Consider the following 15,530-nt stretch of genomic DNA (forward strand, 5'->3'; position numbering starts at 1 on the left):
CATGAAAATCAGCAGGATAGTTTTTTCATTCATCATAGTTAGTGCGGTTTCCCTGGCATTTTTTAGCCAGGGAATTGCCTTTGCTGCAAATAAAACGAAAGATAAAAGCGTGTTGAAAGCCGACGATTTCAAACACTATGTGGATTATTTCAATCGCATGGAAGATGAAAACCTGTCGTTTGCCATTCCCAATTCGCAATCGTGGGAGTGGCTGAAAAGTAATATTCCATTGTTCGAATGTCCGCAGGATAATTTCGAGGAAATATACTATTACCGTTGGTGGACATTCCGCAAACATATTAAAGAAACGCCGGTGGGTTGGGGGATAACCGAGTTTTTAGTTGACCGTCCGTATGCTGACAAGTACAACCTCATTGCTTGTGCAATTGGGCACCATGTCATGGAAGGTCGTTGGTTGCATAATCCTGAATACATTCAGCAATACATACATGTGTGGTACCGTGGAAACGATGGGAAACCAATGAGCAAGCTGCAAAAATTCAGCAGTTGGACTCCGTTTGCGTTGTTGAATAGCTATTATGTGAACGGCGATAAGAATTATTTGGTTGACATGTTACCTGATCTGACAGCCGATTACCAAAACTGGGAGAACGAAAACCGATTGACAAATGGCTTGTTCTGGAGCTATGATGTGCGTGACGGCATGGAAGAACAAATCAGTGGCGGACGGCGCGTTAAAAACATGCGTCCGACGATAAACAGTTACATGTACGGAAATGCAGCGGCGCTTTCTGAAATTGCCACGCTGAAAGGCGATGAGCAGAAGGCGAAATTATACACGGCAAAAGCAGATACCTTGAAGGAACTGATTGATGCCAATATGTGGGATACCGAGGATGAGTTTTTCGAAACCGTAAAGCAGGATGGAGGGTTCGCAAAAGTTCGTGAACAGATCGGCTTCATTCCCTGGTATTTCAATATTCCAACAACTGAGCAGTCGGTTGCCTGGCAACAAATTGATGACAATAATGGCTTTTCAGCCCCTTTCGGATTAACGACTGCCGAACGTCGTCACCCCGATTTCAGAAGCCACGGGTGTTGTAAGTGTGAGTGGGACGGTGCGATCTGGCCTTTTGCCACAGCTCAAACCCTCACCGGTTTGGCCAACTTGCTGAACAACTACCAGCAGAAAGTGGTCACCGACAGCACATATTTCCGCCAAATGGAATTGTATGTCGAGTCGCAATACTACCGTGGCCGCCCTTACGTGGGCGAATACCTGGACGAAGTCACCGGATTTTGGCTGAAAGGAGACCAGGAACGCAGCCGCTATTATAATCATTCAACTTTTAACGATCTGGTTATTTCCGGCCTGGTGGGCTTGCGTCCCCGTGGCGATGAAGTGCTTGAAGTGAATCCCTTGGTTCCGGAAGGTAAGTGGGATTGGTTTTGTCTGGACAAAGTACTTTACCATGGTAAAGCAATTTCTATTGTGTGGGACAAAACCGGTGAGAAATATAAAAAGGGAAAAGGGCTGTACCTGCTAGTTGATGGGAAAGAAGTGGCTCGTCGTGCCGACTTAGGAAAGCTGACGGTAAAGCTGTAAATGTATTCAGTCGCAGTTTTCAGTGGCGACGAATGGCAGCCTGGTGACTATCCATGACCATTTAATTACTAAGATAGAAAACATGAAACGAATTATAATTTTCACGCTTCTGCTAATTGGGGCTTTCCAATTTCAAGTCGAAGCCAAAAGGAACGACTGGAAAACCGGAATCCTAGTTGACGAGTTTATCTACACCGAAGCACCTTACCCATCCTGCCACTCGGCGACAATTGCCGAAACCGCAAGCGGATTGGTTGCTGCCTGGTTTGGTGGTACCCGCGAACGCCATCCCGATGTTGGTATTTGGGTTAGCCGCTATGAAAACGGAAGTTGGACCGAATCGGTTGAGGTAGCGAACGGTGTGCAAAACGATACCCTGCGTTATCCGACCTGGAACCCGGTGTTGTTTCAAATGCCCGGCAGCGATTTGCTGTTGTTTTACAAAATTGGACCAAGCCCTTCGACATGGTGGGGCATGATGATGCGTTCGTCCGATGGCGGTAAAAGCTGGTCGGCTCCCGAAAAGCTGCCCGAAGGAATTCTTGGTCCCATCAAAAATAAACCCGAATTATTGGCTGACGGAACTCTAATTTGTCCAACAAGTGTGGAGGGCGAAGGTGGTTGGAGAACCTATTTCGAGTTTACCAACGACGCAGGGAAAACCTGGGAGAAGGGTGACTACATTAATGATGGTAAGATGTATCAGGCTATTCAGCCATCTTTGTTGACTTATGCTGATGGTCGTATGCAAACGCTGGTTCGTACCCGCAATGCGGTGATCGCTTCGGCCTGGTCGACAGATCAGGGAAAAACCTGGGGACTTATGCAACCGTCGGGATTACCGAACAACAATTCTGGAATCGATGCTGTAAGTTTAAAAGATGGTCGCCAGTTGGTTGTTTATAACCATGTCAAAACTCCGGTTAATGCACCAAAAGGTCATCGTACGCCATTAAATATTGCTGTTTCGAAAGATGGCAAACATTGGGAAGCAGCTTTGGTCTTGGAAGATTCCGAAATTAGTCAGTATTCGTACCCAGCCATGATCCAGACATCGGATGGCTTGGTACATGTAGTCTACACCTGGCGCCGCGAGCGGATCAAACATGTAGTCGTTGATCCAAATAAGTTGAAATCGGAAGAAATTGTCTACGAACAGTGGCCGGAGTAAAAAGTAGTCGGAGATCACCAGCAACATTCAGGTTACATGCGCTTGCTAAGCCACTGTCCATCGCCTAAAATCAAACATCTATAAATCTTCGAAGATATGAAACAGATCAAACTAACAATCATCGGAATCGTTTTGCTGGCGTGGGGCACACATGCACAGTTGGTGAATTCTGACAACAAATTCCAGAGACCATTGGCTGAAGTTTTAAAAGATGTTGAAGCCCGTTTCGACGTGGAACTGCGGATTTCAGGCGAGAGCATCGAAGGTAAAATGCTGGACTATGCAGACTGGAGAGTCCGTCCCGAACTGGAGGAAACGTTGGATAAAGTTTTAGCGCCTTTCGATTTAATCGCTTTGCCCGATGGTGCTTCCAATAAATTTAAAATTGAAGGTTTTCGCTATCATCGCCGCACAGAGGAAGAGGCGCAACAGTTTCTCGGTTATTTGAGTGGTTTATACAGTATGCAAGAAGAATGGGAAGTTCGCAGAGCAGAGATAAAGGCATGTTTGTCAACCGCAGTTAGGCTCGATAAAGCGCCTGACTCACCTGGTACAAAACCAATTTTGAGCAAAACCCGCAAAATGGAAGGTTATACCATTCAGAACATTGCGTTGGAGATTTTGCCAGGTGTTTACGTTTGCGGATCGATCTATCGTCCGGCAAAAATAAAAGGGAAAATTCCGGTGGTTTTGTGTCCAAACGGACACTTTGGCGATGGCCGTTACAACCCCGATATGCAGAGTCGCTGTGCCGGTTTAGCCCGAATGGGGGCAATGAGCATCAACTACGACCTGTTTGGCTGGGGCGAATCGACGCTTCAGTTCGAATCAAAATACCACCAAAAAAGTCTGGCAAACACGATTCAGGTTCTGACAAGTATCCGTTTGCTGGATTACCTTTTGAGCTTTGATTATGCCGATTCGGATCGGGTCGGAATTACCGGCGGATCGGGGGGTGGAAGCCACACGATGTTGATTTCGGCGATCGAAGACCGGATTGATGTGAGTGTGCCGGTGGTGATGATGTCTGCTATTCATTACGGTGGTTGTCCCTGTGAAAGCGGTAATCCCATCCACCTTTGCGGAGGCGGAACCAACAATGTTGAAATTGCTGGTTTATTTGCACCAAAACCACAACTGATTGTCTCGGATGGAGGCGACTGGACAGCCAATGTTCCTGAAATGGAATTCCCTTTTTTGAAACGAATTTACAGCTTTTATGGTCCCGCCGCGGTTGTTGAGAATGTACATCTGCCAAACGAAAAACACGATTATGGCCCGTCAAAACGAGCTGCGATGTATCATTTTATGGCAAAAGAATTGAAACTGGACAAAGCGAAAGTATTCGGTAAAGACGGCCAGTTGAATGAGTCGGCAATTACGATCGAAAAACCGAATGATCTGAAAATATTTGGCGACAATGGTGAGGAATTGCCGGCCAGTGCACTGAGAAATTTTGAGCTATTGGAAGCGATGTTTAAGTAAGAACCTCTAAACTAATCCTATGAAAACATTACAGAAATATGTCTTGCTGGCTGTTCTTAGTTTGAGTAGTATGACGCTGGCTGCTCAGCAACTGGCTTTTCCGGGAGCAATGGGCTATGGCGCTTATGCTCAAGGTGGGCGTGGTGGCAAAGTGATTGCTGTTACAAACCTGAACGACAGCGGCCCTGGTAGTTTGCGTGCTGCCGTTGAAGCAGAAGGTGCCCGAACGGTGGTTTTCAAAGTGTCCGGAAATATTGCTTTGAAATCGATGCTGACAATCACCAATCCATTTATCACAATAGCCGGGCAAACAGCTCCGGGTGATGGTATTTGCCTGAAGGATTATCCGCTGCACATTACCGGCGCACATGATGTGATTGTCCGTTTTATTCGCGTTCGCCCTGGCATAGCATCCGGGCTGAATGGCAGTGAAATTGATGGCATTGAAGTTCGCGACAGCAAGAATGTTATCGTCGATCATTGTACCATTAATTGGACAGTCGACGAGTGTTTAAACACCTGGCACGGAACTGAAAATATTACGGTACAATGGTGTCTGGTGGCCGAACCGTTAAATAAGTCGGTGCACGAAAAAGGAGCCCATGGTTTTACAGCCTCTTTGGGTGGACAAAAAGCGTCCTATCTGTTTAACCTGTTTGCATCCGGAGTTGGACGGAATCCCAGCATTGGCGGAAACCATTTGGAACATACTCAAAATGTTGATTTTAGCAACAATGTGGTTTTCAACTATGGCAACCGTACCTGCGATGGGAAGCCGATCAGCTTAAATTTCACCGGGAATTATTATAAACCGGGCCCTGCGACACAGGACATCGTGAAAAAACGATTGGTAAAAATAGACAATGCCCAAAAATACGGCTTTGATGGCAGATGGTATATTGCGGGCAATGTCATTCACGGAAGTCAGGACGTCAATCGTAATAATATTGAATTTGGTGTTGAGTTTGAAGACGGTTGCGACGCCGACAATAATTTGCTCAAAGAACCTTTACCTGTGCTCGAAACCAAGCATGTGTCCGCTGAAAAAGCTTTTTCATTGGTCCTTGACAATGCCGGAGTGACTGTTCCGGGGCGTGACTCAAAAGAACAGCAAATAATTGATAATGCTTCCGGAAAATTAGCAGTAATTGGCAATGGTATAGTGAATACAATAGAGGAAGCCGGAGGTTGGCCCGAGCTGAAAAGCACCCCTGCTCCGGAAGATACCGACGAAGATGGAATGCCGAATAGCTGGGAACTGGCGAAAGGTCTGGATCCGAAAAATCCGGATGACAGCTCCGCTCTTACAAAAAGTGGTTTTACCAATTTAGAAGTCTATTTGAGTCAACTTGCAGGAGTCGTAGGATTTTAGGTTTCACGAAAAGGGAATAGGGTTACAGCTATTGACATGAATAGCAAGGGTAGGTCTGAAGATGTTAATTTGTAGTGTTTCAAACTAAGAAGCTAATCATGGCGGAAAAATCGGAATATCCCTCGAACTGGCCTATTGAATGGAACCAGTTTAAAATGGGCAATCAAGAGTCTTTTCGGAAGATCTATGATTTCTTTTTCGACCGCCTGTACTGGTATGGCTCGAAGATTTCACCAGACAGTGAGTTGGTCGAAGATTGCATCCAGGAACTATTTTTGAAACTGTATACCAATCGCGAAAACCTGTCGGAAACAGACCAATTGGAGTTTTACCTGTTAAAATCGCTCAAACTCACCATCTACCAGAAATTGCGTTATCAAAATCGACTGGAAGAATTGAGTCAACCGTTAGACTCCTTTAATCTGGAGTTGGTTGTCGAAACAGACGAGTCGGAAGGGTGTGATACAGAGCGAATTAGGATGGTTAAAGAATCCATTCTAAGTTTAAGTCCTGCTGCGCAGGAAATCCTATACTTAAAATTTTACAGCAATCTCGGCTACAAAGAAATTGGAAAGATGATGGGCGTTCAGCCTGATTCGGTAAAAAAGCAAGTATACAGAACCATTGGCCGACTGAAAGAAATTTTGGCCGAAAAGTACCTTGAATTTTTCATCATGTGCTTTAGAGCATAAAACATTCCTTTTATTTTGTGTCCACGTTGAGCGCTTTCCTGCAATTATCGGGTAAAGACGAACACAAGCATGGCGAATCTGAAAGATTATATTGAAGACCGAAAGTTTGTAAATTGGGCTTTGGAACCGGATGCGGAAACTGAAGCTTATTTTTTAAACTATCTAAATGAGCATCCGGATGAAAAAGCAGGATTACTGAAGGCAAGGGGAGAGCTGAAACTTTTAGCCGTAGATCAAAAAACGATTTCTGCCGATCGAAAATCAACCATTTACAAACAAATTACGTCATACAATACGTTTAAACAAGCATCACGGACAATTCTTGTTTTCAGGAGAACGTTGCCTTACGCTGCGGTAGCAATCTTATTTTTTGCCTTAGGAATTCTGGCGATGAATCAATTGAAGGAAAACTATCCCGTGACAATTCCGGAAAGTCTGCTGGTGAAAAGCGCCGCCCTAAACACCATGGTTTATCTGGCCGATGGCAGTAAAAAGGAAGTCGGTAATGCGAAAACCCTGATTGATTTTTCTCAAAAGGGTGTCTTGCTTGTTGGTACAGATACAATTCAGCTAACAGAAACAGAACGGGAGAATTCTTCGAATATGGTTGTTGTGCCGTTTGGCAAAAGGGCTCTGATTCGACTTCATGATGAGAGTTTAATTGAACTGAAAGCCGGTAGCCGGATTCTAATTCCTGAGAATTTTTCCGACGATCATCGTTCTGCCTATTTATCCGGTGAGGCCTATTTTGATATCACAAAAGATCCGCAGCATCCCTTTCACGTAAACACGTCAAGTACTGAAATTAAAGTTTTAGGGACAAGTTTTCGGGTTGAGGCATACCCTGATTTGGCAGAACAAACGACCTTCCTGAAAGAAGGAACGGTATTCCTGCGCAGTTCCGGTCATTCGCTGTTGAGCGGCTGGAAGGAGTTGAAACCGGATGAGCAAGCGGTCACACATGCTTCATCAAACAAGATTATCATTTCAAAAGGAGACTCGGTAGCCTATTCCTTGTGGAAAAAAGGAATCGTTCAACTAAACAATGAGCCTGTCGAGGCTGTCGTGAAACAGGTTGAACGCTATTTTAATATCAGCATTCAGTTGCCTGATCAACAGATACGCAACCGGTTATTGACCGGTAAAATGAATCTGGACACCGAATTAAACGAAGTTTTTAAATACCTCGAAAAAATAACGGATGGAAAAATTGAAAAAGTAAATGCCGGTGAATTCGTTCTGAAATAAAAAACCGGATGATGGTAGGACATCCTCCGGTTTAGGCCAGTTCGTTATAAACCAGCAGATTTAGTAATATCTAAACAGACCAAATTTATGAAAAAAAAGTCATTAACTGGCTTCCCTGATTGGGGAAGTGTTAAACCACTATGGAGAATCATGAAATTAACCATGCTCATCTCTTTGTGTTTCGTAATTACGGCAGTAGCCAATTCGTATTCACAAGCAACCAAACTAAATCTCAAGCTTTCAAACTCAACGGTGAAAGAAATCCTGAACCAAATTGAAAACGAAAGTGATTTTATCTTCCTCTATAATCTGAATGAATTGGATGAATCCAGGAAAGTCAATATCGACCTTGAAAATGCCAGTATCGAAGAAGTATTAGATGAGATCCTAAAAGGACAGAATTTGAAATATACGATTTTTGACCGGCAGGTCATTATCCGCTCGGGTGAAGCGCAGGTCATTCGCAGTGTCAGTAGCCAACCACGGACTGTAAACGGAAAAGTGACGACCTCATCGGGCGATCCTATTCCCGGGGCAACCATCGTGGTGAGGGGGACCAGCAACGGTGCTGTTACCGATGTCGATGGGGCCTTTTCGATCGGTAATGTTCGTAATGGCGATTTGTTGGTTGTTGCATTCGTGGGAATGGTTAACCAAGAAATTGTTTTTGATGGACAACCTTCCCTGGAGGTAAAACTTATTGAAGAAACAATAGGGATTGAAGAGGTAGTCGCCATTGGTTATGGTACCATGAAAAAGAGCGATTTAACCGGTTCTGTAACTCAGGTTTCGTCAGATGATTTGGTGACCGTTTCAGGATCGAACCCAATTCAAGCATTACAGGGACGAGCTTCAGGTGTTGCTGTGATGAATACTGATGCGTCACCAGGTTCTTCGCCAACATTACGGATTCGGGGTAGCGGTTCGATAAGTGCAGGAAACGAACCACTGGTCGTGGTCGATGGTTTTCCGTTGATGAATAATAATCTGAATGACATTAGTTCGAATGATATTGAATCAATGGAAATTTTGAAAGATGCTTCTTCCGCCGCCATTTATGGATCAAGGGGGGCAAACGGAGTTATTTTGATTACTACTAAAAAAGGTTCCAAAGGACAAAATAATCTAGAGGTATCGGGTTCTTTGGGAATCGCCACTCCTGCAAGGGTGCCTGATATGCTCGGTCGCGCAGATTTCCTGAATTTCATTAACGATGCTTATACTTATTCAAATGGGAATCCGGTGTATTCTTCAGCTAATCCTGCTCCCGATTATGATGTTGACTGGCAGGATGAAGTAATTCGCAACTCCTCAAAAGTACAGAACTATTCTATCGGGTTTAGCGGAGGAAAGGATAAAACAACTTACATGTTATCAGGTAATCTTTTTTCGCAGGACGGCATGGTTGAGGCATCAGGATTCGAGAAATTTACTGTCCGCACAAATTTGAGTCACGAATTTAAGCCGTGGTTAACTGTTGGAACACATTTGCAGGTAGGCCGTTCACAACGCGATGTACGTGAAAATCCAACCGGTAATATCTTCCGCTATGGATGGCCGACAGTTCCAGATAAGAATCCCGATGGAAGCTGGTATTATGCGACTGAAGACCCAACAATAAGTTCCTATTTCGAAGGAACATGGAATCCGGTTTCAGAAGCATCGGAAGTTACAAATGAACTTTCGTCAGATCGTGTATTAGGAGATGTTTTTGCTTTGTTTACCCCAGTTAAGAATGTCACTTTCAAAACAAATTTTGGGGTTGATATAGCAAACGAAAAAGGATACGAATATTATACATCAAAATCGACTGCCGGGATTGGTTCCGGCAGTACAGGAACAGGTGGTCAAACCTATCGTAGAAAAACCAGTCGCTTGACGGATAACATCCTGACCTATTCAAATACTTGGAATGATAAACACCGGTTGACAGCCACAGGTGTCTATTCATGGCAGGACTATGTTTACGAAGATTTGGCCGTAAGTGGATCCGGATTTGAAAACGATGCGACCGGTGCAAATAATATCTCTTACGCAACTAAGGAAAGTATTTCTACAAACTCAGATAAGTATTCCAACCGATTAATATCATGGACGACGCGAGCCGCTTATTCTTACGACGACAAATATCTGCTGACAGTGACCGCAAGATATGATGGCTCTTCCCGTTTTGGAGAGAACAATAAATGGGGCTTTTTCCCGTCAGTTGGATTAGGCTGGCGAATTGATCAGGAACCGTTTCTGATAGACAATGAATTGGTTACGACTTTGAAACTGAGAACCAGCTATGGTGTTACCGGGAACCAGGAAATTGGAAATTATCAATCATTATCATCGCTAAGTACAGCCTATTATGTATATGATGAAGTTCCAATCTTAGGATTTGCTGAAACCATTGGTAATCCTGATTTAAAATGGGAACGTAACATTCAATATAATGTTGGGGTGGATATAAGTTTTTGGAACAGACTTGATTTTAATCTAGATTATTACACCAGGCAAACAACTGATTTACTCTACAATGTTCCTATTCCGACTACTTCTGGTTATTCAAGTATGTTGGAAAATATCGGAGAAGTGAAAAACATTGGACTTGAATTAACAGCACACCTGCGTATCATCGATTCCGACCTGAAATGGGATGTAACAACCAATGTTTCAAGTAATAAAAACGAAGTGATTGAACTATATGGTGATGTTGATAAGATTAATCTAGGATCTTCAACGGCAGGTATTGCCCGATTTTTAATTGTTGGCGAACCAGTCAATAGTGTCTGGGCTCGTGAATCTGCAGGTATCATCCAAACAGATGAGCAATTGGCTGCTTATCAGGAAATTCGGTCTTCGGCCAAGATGGGAGAGGAAATGTATGCTGACAATACACCGGACAACAAGATTAACAGTGATGACTACGTGAATATCGGTTCAACAGAGCCCGATTTCTTTTATGGCGTTTCAACAAGCCTTTCCTATAAAAAATTCACAATGGACATTTATGGTCAAGGCGCAACAGGAATCGCTTCAAACGAAGATGACAATTATATGCTGTTTGGTGAGTATCAGATCCAAAACAGGAACTATCTGCCAACTAACCATGCATACGGCAGGATGTGGAGTCCGGAAAATACAAAAGGTAATTTTCCAAGGGCAGGTGCACAGGAAGTTTATTTGTCTGACAGAACCAATGGAGATTGGAAATATTTTATCGTAAAAAACATCAAAGTTAGCTACGATTTTTCATCGCTGATAAAAAATGCAAACTGGATAAAAGAACTTAATTTTTACGTAAACGCTCAAAACTACTTCAATTTTGCAAATCACCGTGGTTATAACCCTGAAAACGGAAGCGTAAATTTCCCGTATGCAAAAACCATGATCTTTGGAGTTCGTGCAAAATTTTAAATCTTAAATAGTTAGAACAATGAAACTAATAAAATATATCATTTTAAGTTGTACAGTACTGATTTTTACACAATGTACCGACTTGGACGAAGTGCCCTATACCTTTCTTTCGCCAAATAACTATTACAAAACCGGAGATGAGCTTGAGACTGCCTTAACCGGTGTTTATGATGGCTATCAACGGGGATTTAATGGATATTATAAATACATCATGTATTTGGAAGTGATGACTGAGTTTGGCTCTCCTGCTTATGCGAAGGATAATGTACATCTTTGGAATGTATGGTCAGACATCAACAATGCTGACAAAATGGTTATCACCAACTGGGACGATGCCTACAATATTATTAATAGGGCAAACCTGGTGCTTGGTCGGGGTGAGGGTATTGATATGGATGAAACCATAAAAGCCAGATATTTTGCGGAGGCGAGATTTCTTCGGGCTGCTACGTTTTATAATTTAGTGCGCATGTATGGAGGCGTCCCCATTCCGGAGTCATTTACTGCAGGACTTGAAGGACTTAATATTCCTCGAAAAACAGTGGATGAAACATACGAATATATCATTGCCGATTTGGAATTTGCAGAGCAAAATTTACCTGAGAAATCCGAATATTCAGGGGATAATATTTGGCGAGCATCGAAAGGAGCAGCGCAGGCACTACTTGCCGACATTTATCTTACCCGTGGTAGTATGACTTCAGAAAATAGCTATTTCCAAAAGTCGAAAGACTACAGCAGTGCCGTGATACAATCGATGGAATATGGACTGGAGTCAGACTTCAAAGATTTGTGGTACTGGTGGAATACCGAAAACAAGAATGGCATGGAATCAGTCTTTGAACTTCAGTATGGCGGCGTAGACAACGAATACAATAACAACCATGTTATGTTTGGTGTAAATATTACAGAATATACTCTAGGCTGTTATATGTACAGACGCTTTGGTCCCTCAATCTCCCATTTTCTTTCTTATAGTGATACAGATGCGCGCAAGGAAGGCAGCTTTTTGACGCGGTTTCACACAACCGAGAAAGGGAATCCAAGTCACATATTAGATACCTTGGTGTTTGTGCCCGAGGATAACGGATTCTACCCTGGCTCGAGAGGTTGGAAAACAGCTTCGCCTGGTAATTTGAAATTTTATGATCGTACGGATGCATCGGCTACTTTGAAAAAGCCCCAAGCGAATACTTATGTTATCCGATATGCCGATGTTTTGCTCGACTTTGCTGAGGCTGAAAATCAACTGAATGGTCCAACCACAGCAGCCTACAATAGCATTAATGCTGTTCGGAACAGAGCTAATTTGGCCGATTTAACATCAGGCTTGAGTAAACAAGAGTTCGCTGACGCTATCTTTAGAGAAAGAGGTTGGGAGTTTGTTGGAGAAGGTCTTCTATTCTTTGACGAACTACGAACCGACCGTATCGGAGAAAACGTAAAGAAGCATGTGGCCGAGGGAAATGAACAGAGAATCTATATGTATGTTGACGCTCCGTTGGAGTTTGTCCCCTCAAAAAACTTCTTGTTTAAAATCCCACAATACGATCTGGATTCCAATCCTGAGTTGACTCAAAATCCTGATAACGTTTCCAATTAGCTGTAGATCGTTGAATATGAAAGATAGAGGTAATTATGCCTCTATCTTTTTTATTTAAAATAGAGATAGAGCCGAAAAAATCATTAAATTAGCGGTTTCCATTCAAAATATTTATCAACCCCAATTTTTTAAACCATGAAACTGACCGCCAAAATATTTCTTCTAGTATGTGTAAACGTTTACATTAGTTTGGCCGTTTTTGCACAAAAAACTCGGATTAAGTACCTCTCCGGTGCCGGGGTCGATCAACAGGTTGAGTGGGATTTTTATTGCACTGCAGGTCGCAATTCCGGGGAATGGACCCAAGTTCCGGTTCCATCGTGCTGGGAACAGGAGGGGTTTGGGACCTATAATTATGGAAATGCCAAAGATGCTGTTCGACTGGATGAAAAGGGAATGTATCGCTATCTGTTTCAGGTTCCATCCGATTGGAAAGGTCAACAGGTGAACATCGTCTTTCAGGGAGTCATGACTGATTCTGAAGTAAAGATCAATGGCAAATCCGCTGGTCCCATTCATCAGGGCGCTTATTACCAGTTTCAATACGACATAAGTAAATTACTGAAATATGGGCAGGAGAATCTACTGGAAGTCACCGTGGCAAAACATTCGGCTAACGAATCTGTAGGAAAGGCAGAAGCTCACGGCGATTATTGGATATTCGGCGGCATTATTCGTCCGGTTTTCCTAGAAGCCAAACCTAGGCAAAATATCGAGCGAGTGGCAATTGATGCCAAAGCCAACGGCGAATTTACAGCCGACATATTTCTGAAAAATACATCGAAAGCCGATGAGCTAACAGCGCAGGTTTACGACAAGAATGGAAACGCAGTGGGCGAGGTTTTTTCGGCGAAAGTATCTAACGGTGCAGAACAAGTTCGGGTAAATTCAACCTTGAAAAATATTAAAACATGGAATCCGGAGGATCCCAATCTTTACACAGTGAAAGTGGTATTGCGAGCCGGAGATGAAACAATCCATGAAACGACGACCCGTTTTGGCTTCCGTACCGTCGAAGTTAGTCTGCGCGACGGCATATACGTGAATGGAGTAAAAGTGAAATTTAAAGGAGTGAACCGACATACTTTTAGATCCAATTATGGCCGTGCTTCGAGTAAAGCCATCAGCATTGAAGATGTGGAGTTGATTAAATCCATGAATATGAATGCCGTTCGTATGTCGCACTATCCCCCCGATAGTCATTTCCTGGAAATCTGCGATTCGTTGGGCCTTTTTGTACTGGATGAACTGGCCGGATGGCATGCAACATACGATGACGTAGTTGGTTCGAAACTGGTTAAAGAAATGGTGACCCGGGACGTGAATCATCCGTCCATTGTGATGTGGGATAATGGTAACGAAGGGGGGCACAATCCTAACTTTGACGCATTGTTCAACCAATACGATATTCAAAAAAGACTGGTCATTTACCCCTGGATGGAACACAATGGTCTAGCCACTCAGCATTATCGTGGGTACGATTACGGCGCGGGTACATACTGGAACGGACCATTGATTACGATGCCTACCGAATTTTTGCATGGCATGTATGATGGCGGGCATGGAGCGAGCCTATACGATTACTGGGAATACATTTGGAACAAACCTAAAGCAGCAGGTGGTTTCCTTTGGGATTTGTTCGATCAGGGGATCTTGCGAACTGACAAAGAGGGTGAGATTTACGATACCGATGGCAACCATGGTGCCGATGGTATTGTAGGTCCAAAATTGGAGCGGGAAGGAAGTTACTTCGCCATTAAAGAAATTTGGTCGCCGGTACGTTTGGAAGATCGTGAAATTACGGCTCAATGGGATAAGAAAATTGAAATTGAAAACCGCTATCTCTATACCAACCTGAAGGAGAGTAGCTTCAGCTACAAATTGGTAAAGTTGCCTTTGCCGGGCGAAGAGGAAGAGCGAAAAATAATTACAGGGAACATCGATTCACCAAATTTGGCTCCGAGAGAAAAAGGATGGCTCGAAATTCCGGTTCCGGCAAATTGGAAGCAATTTGATGCCTTGTACATTTCGGCTGCTGACCGGCACGGAAAAGAATTATACACCTGGAGCTATCCGCTGGTGATCCCGGCCGAGGTGACTGAACGACTAATTGAAAAAACAGCTGATCGCGGAACGCCGTTCTTCACGGAAACCGACAGTCTGTACCGTATTATAACTGGAACAGTTGAGTATGCAATTGGTAAAGCAGATGGTATGTTGAAGAAGGTGGTAAACGAAAAAGGTGAAATTCCTTTCAATAGCGGGCCTGGGTTGAGCGCAGGTGTCATTGCTTTTAAAGGTTTGGAAGCGAAATCTTACCCCGACAGTATCGTCATTGTCTGCTCGTTCGAAACCAAAGATTCCAGTGCATCGCGGATGAAGGAGTTCAGCTGGACCTTCTACCCGAATGGCTGGGCGAAACTTCATCTTTATTATTTTCCTCCGGTATACGATAAGGATTTTGATCTGATGGGAGTGAATTTTTCTTATCCGGAAGAGCTGGTGACTGGCATTGAGTGGCTGGGAAGCGGCCCGTATCGAGTTTGGAAAAACCGGATGCACGGTGTTGAATTCAACATTCATCAAAAAGATTATAACAACACCATTACAGGAGTTAGTCCGATTGTCTACCCCGAATTTAAGGGCTATCATTCTAATCTGTACTGGGCTAAAATTCAATCGAAGGAGCAGTCTTTTACCGTGGCGACATCAACTGATGACGTATTCCTTCGTCTGTACACACCGGCCCAACCAAAACCATTTGATCCGCGTGTTGTTCCAGCTTTCCCGGAAGGAGATATCTCCTTTATGCAAGCCATACCGGCCATCGGAACCAAATGTAACGAAGCCTGGAATATGGGGCCATCCGGTCAGAAAAACAAGTTTTTCGACTATGGTCCATTCGACGACTGGCGCACTCGCAGTCAGCAAATGACCCTGTTCTTCAATTTCGCCCCAGGTCAATAAGTACATATCCACTCCAAACAATA

The 15,530-nt window shown here is 43.6% G+C and carries 9 protein-coding genes; all 9 read left to right on the plus strand.

What is annotated here, in order from left to right; genetic code table 11:
- The first annotated feature begins 1 nt into the window (after window position 1).
- Window positions 2-1,567: a glycosyl hydrolase family 65 protein gene (locus ABZD21_RS02230; RefSeq protein ID WP_372772570.1), complete on the plus strand. Its 1,566-nt coding sequence runs from the start codon at window positions 2-4 to the stop codon at window positions 1,565-1,567.
- Between the two features lie 82 nt (window positions 1,568-1,649).
- Window positions 1,650-2,738 carry an exo-alpha-sialidase gene (locus tag ABZD21_RS02235; RefSeq protein WP_372772571.1) on the plus strand — a complete coding sequence of 363 codons (1,089 nt, stop codon included), beginning with the start codon at window positions 1,650-1,652 and terminating at the stop codon, window positions 2,736-2,738.
- 96 nt (window positions 2,739-2,834) lie between these two features.
- Entirely contained in the window at window positions 2,835-4,223 is a 1,389-nt protein-coding gene (locus tag ABZD21_RS02240; protein ID WP_372772573.1) for an alpha/beta hydrolase family protein, read from the plus strand.
- 19 nt (window positions 4,224-4,242) lie between these two features.
- Window positions 4,243-5,595 (plus strand): polysaccharide lyase family 1 protein, encoded by a 1,353-nt coding sequence (locus tag ABZD21_RS02245; protein ID WP_372772575.1) that lies wholly within the window; start codon window positions 4,243-4,245, stop codon window positions 5,593-5,595.
- Window positions 5,596-5,693: 98 nt separating this feature from the next.
- Window positions 5,694-6,287 (plus strand): RNA polymerase sigma factor, encoded by a 594-nt coding sequence (locus ABZD21_RS02250; protein WP_372772576.1) that lies wholly within the window; start codon window positions 5,694-5,696, stop codon window positions 6,285-6,287.
- Window positions 6,288-6,356: 69 nt separating this feature from the next.
- Window positions 6,357-7,535, plus strand: coding sequence for a FecR family protein (locus ABZD21_RS02255; protein ID WP_372772578.1), 1,179 nt, complete (start codon window positions 6,357-6,359; stop codon window positions 7,533-7,535).
- An 87-nt stretch (window positions 7,536-7,622) separates the two neighbouring features.
- Window positions 7,623-10,937 (plus strand): TonB-dependent receptor, encoded by a 3,315-nt coding sequence (locus tag ABZD21_RS02260; RefSeq protein WP_372772580.1) that lies wholly within the window; start codon window positions 7,623-7,625, stop codon window positions 10,935-10,937.
- Between the two features lie 19 nt (window positions 10,938-10,956).
- Window positions 10,957-12,540 (plus strand): RagB/SusD family nutrient uptake outer membrane protein, encoded by a 1,584-nt coding sequence (locus tag ABZD21_RS02265; RefSeq protein ID WP_372772582.1) that lies wholly within the window; start codon window positions 10,957-10,959, stop codon window positions 12,538-12,540.
- 135 nt (window positions 12,541-12,675) lie between these two features.
- The gene (locus ABZD21_RS02270) at window positions 12,676-15,507 is read left to right on the plus strand and encodes a glycoside hydrolase family 2 TIM barrel-domain containing protein (RefSeq protein WP_372772584.1); all 2,832 of its coding nucleotides are present in this window, start codon (window positions 12,676-12,678) and stop codon (window positions 15,505-15,507) included.
- Window positions 15,508-15,530 lie beyond the last annotated feature (23 nt).

The organism is Mangrovibacterium sp., from assembly GCF_041596335.1.
Classification (GTDB): domain Bacteria; phylum Bacteroidota; class Bacteroidia; order Bacteroidales; family Prolixibacteraceae; genus Mangrovibacterium.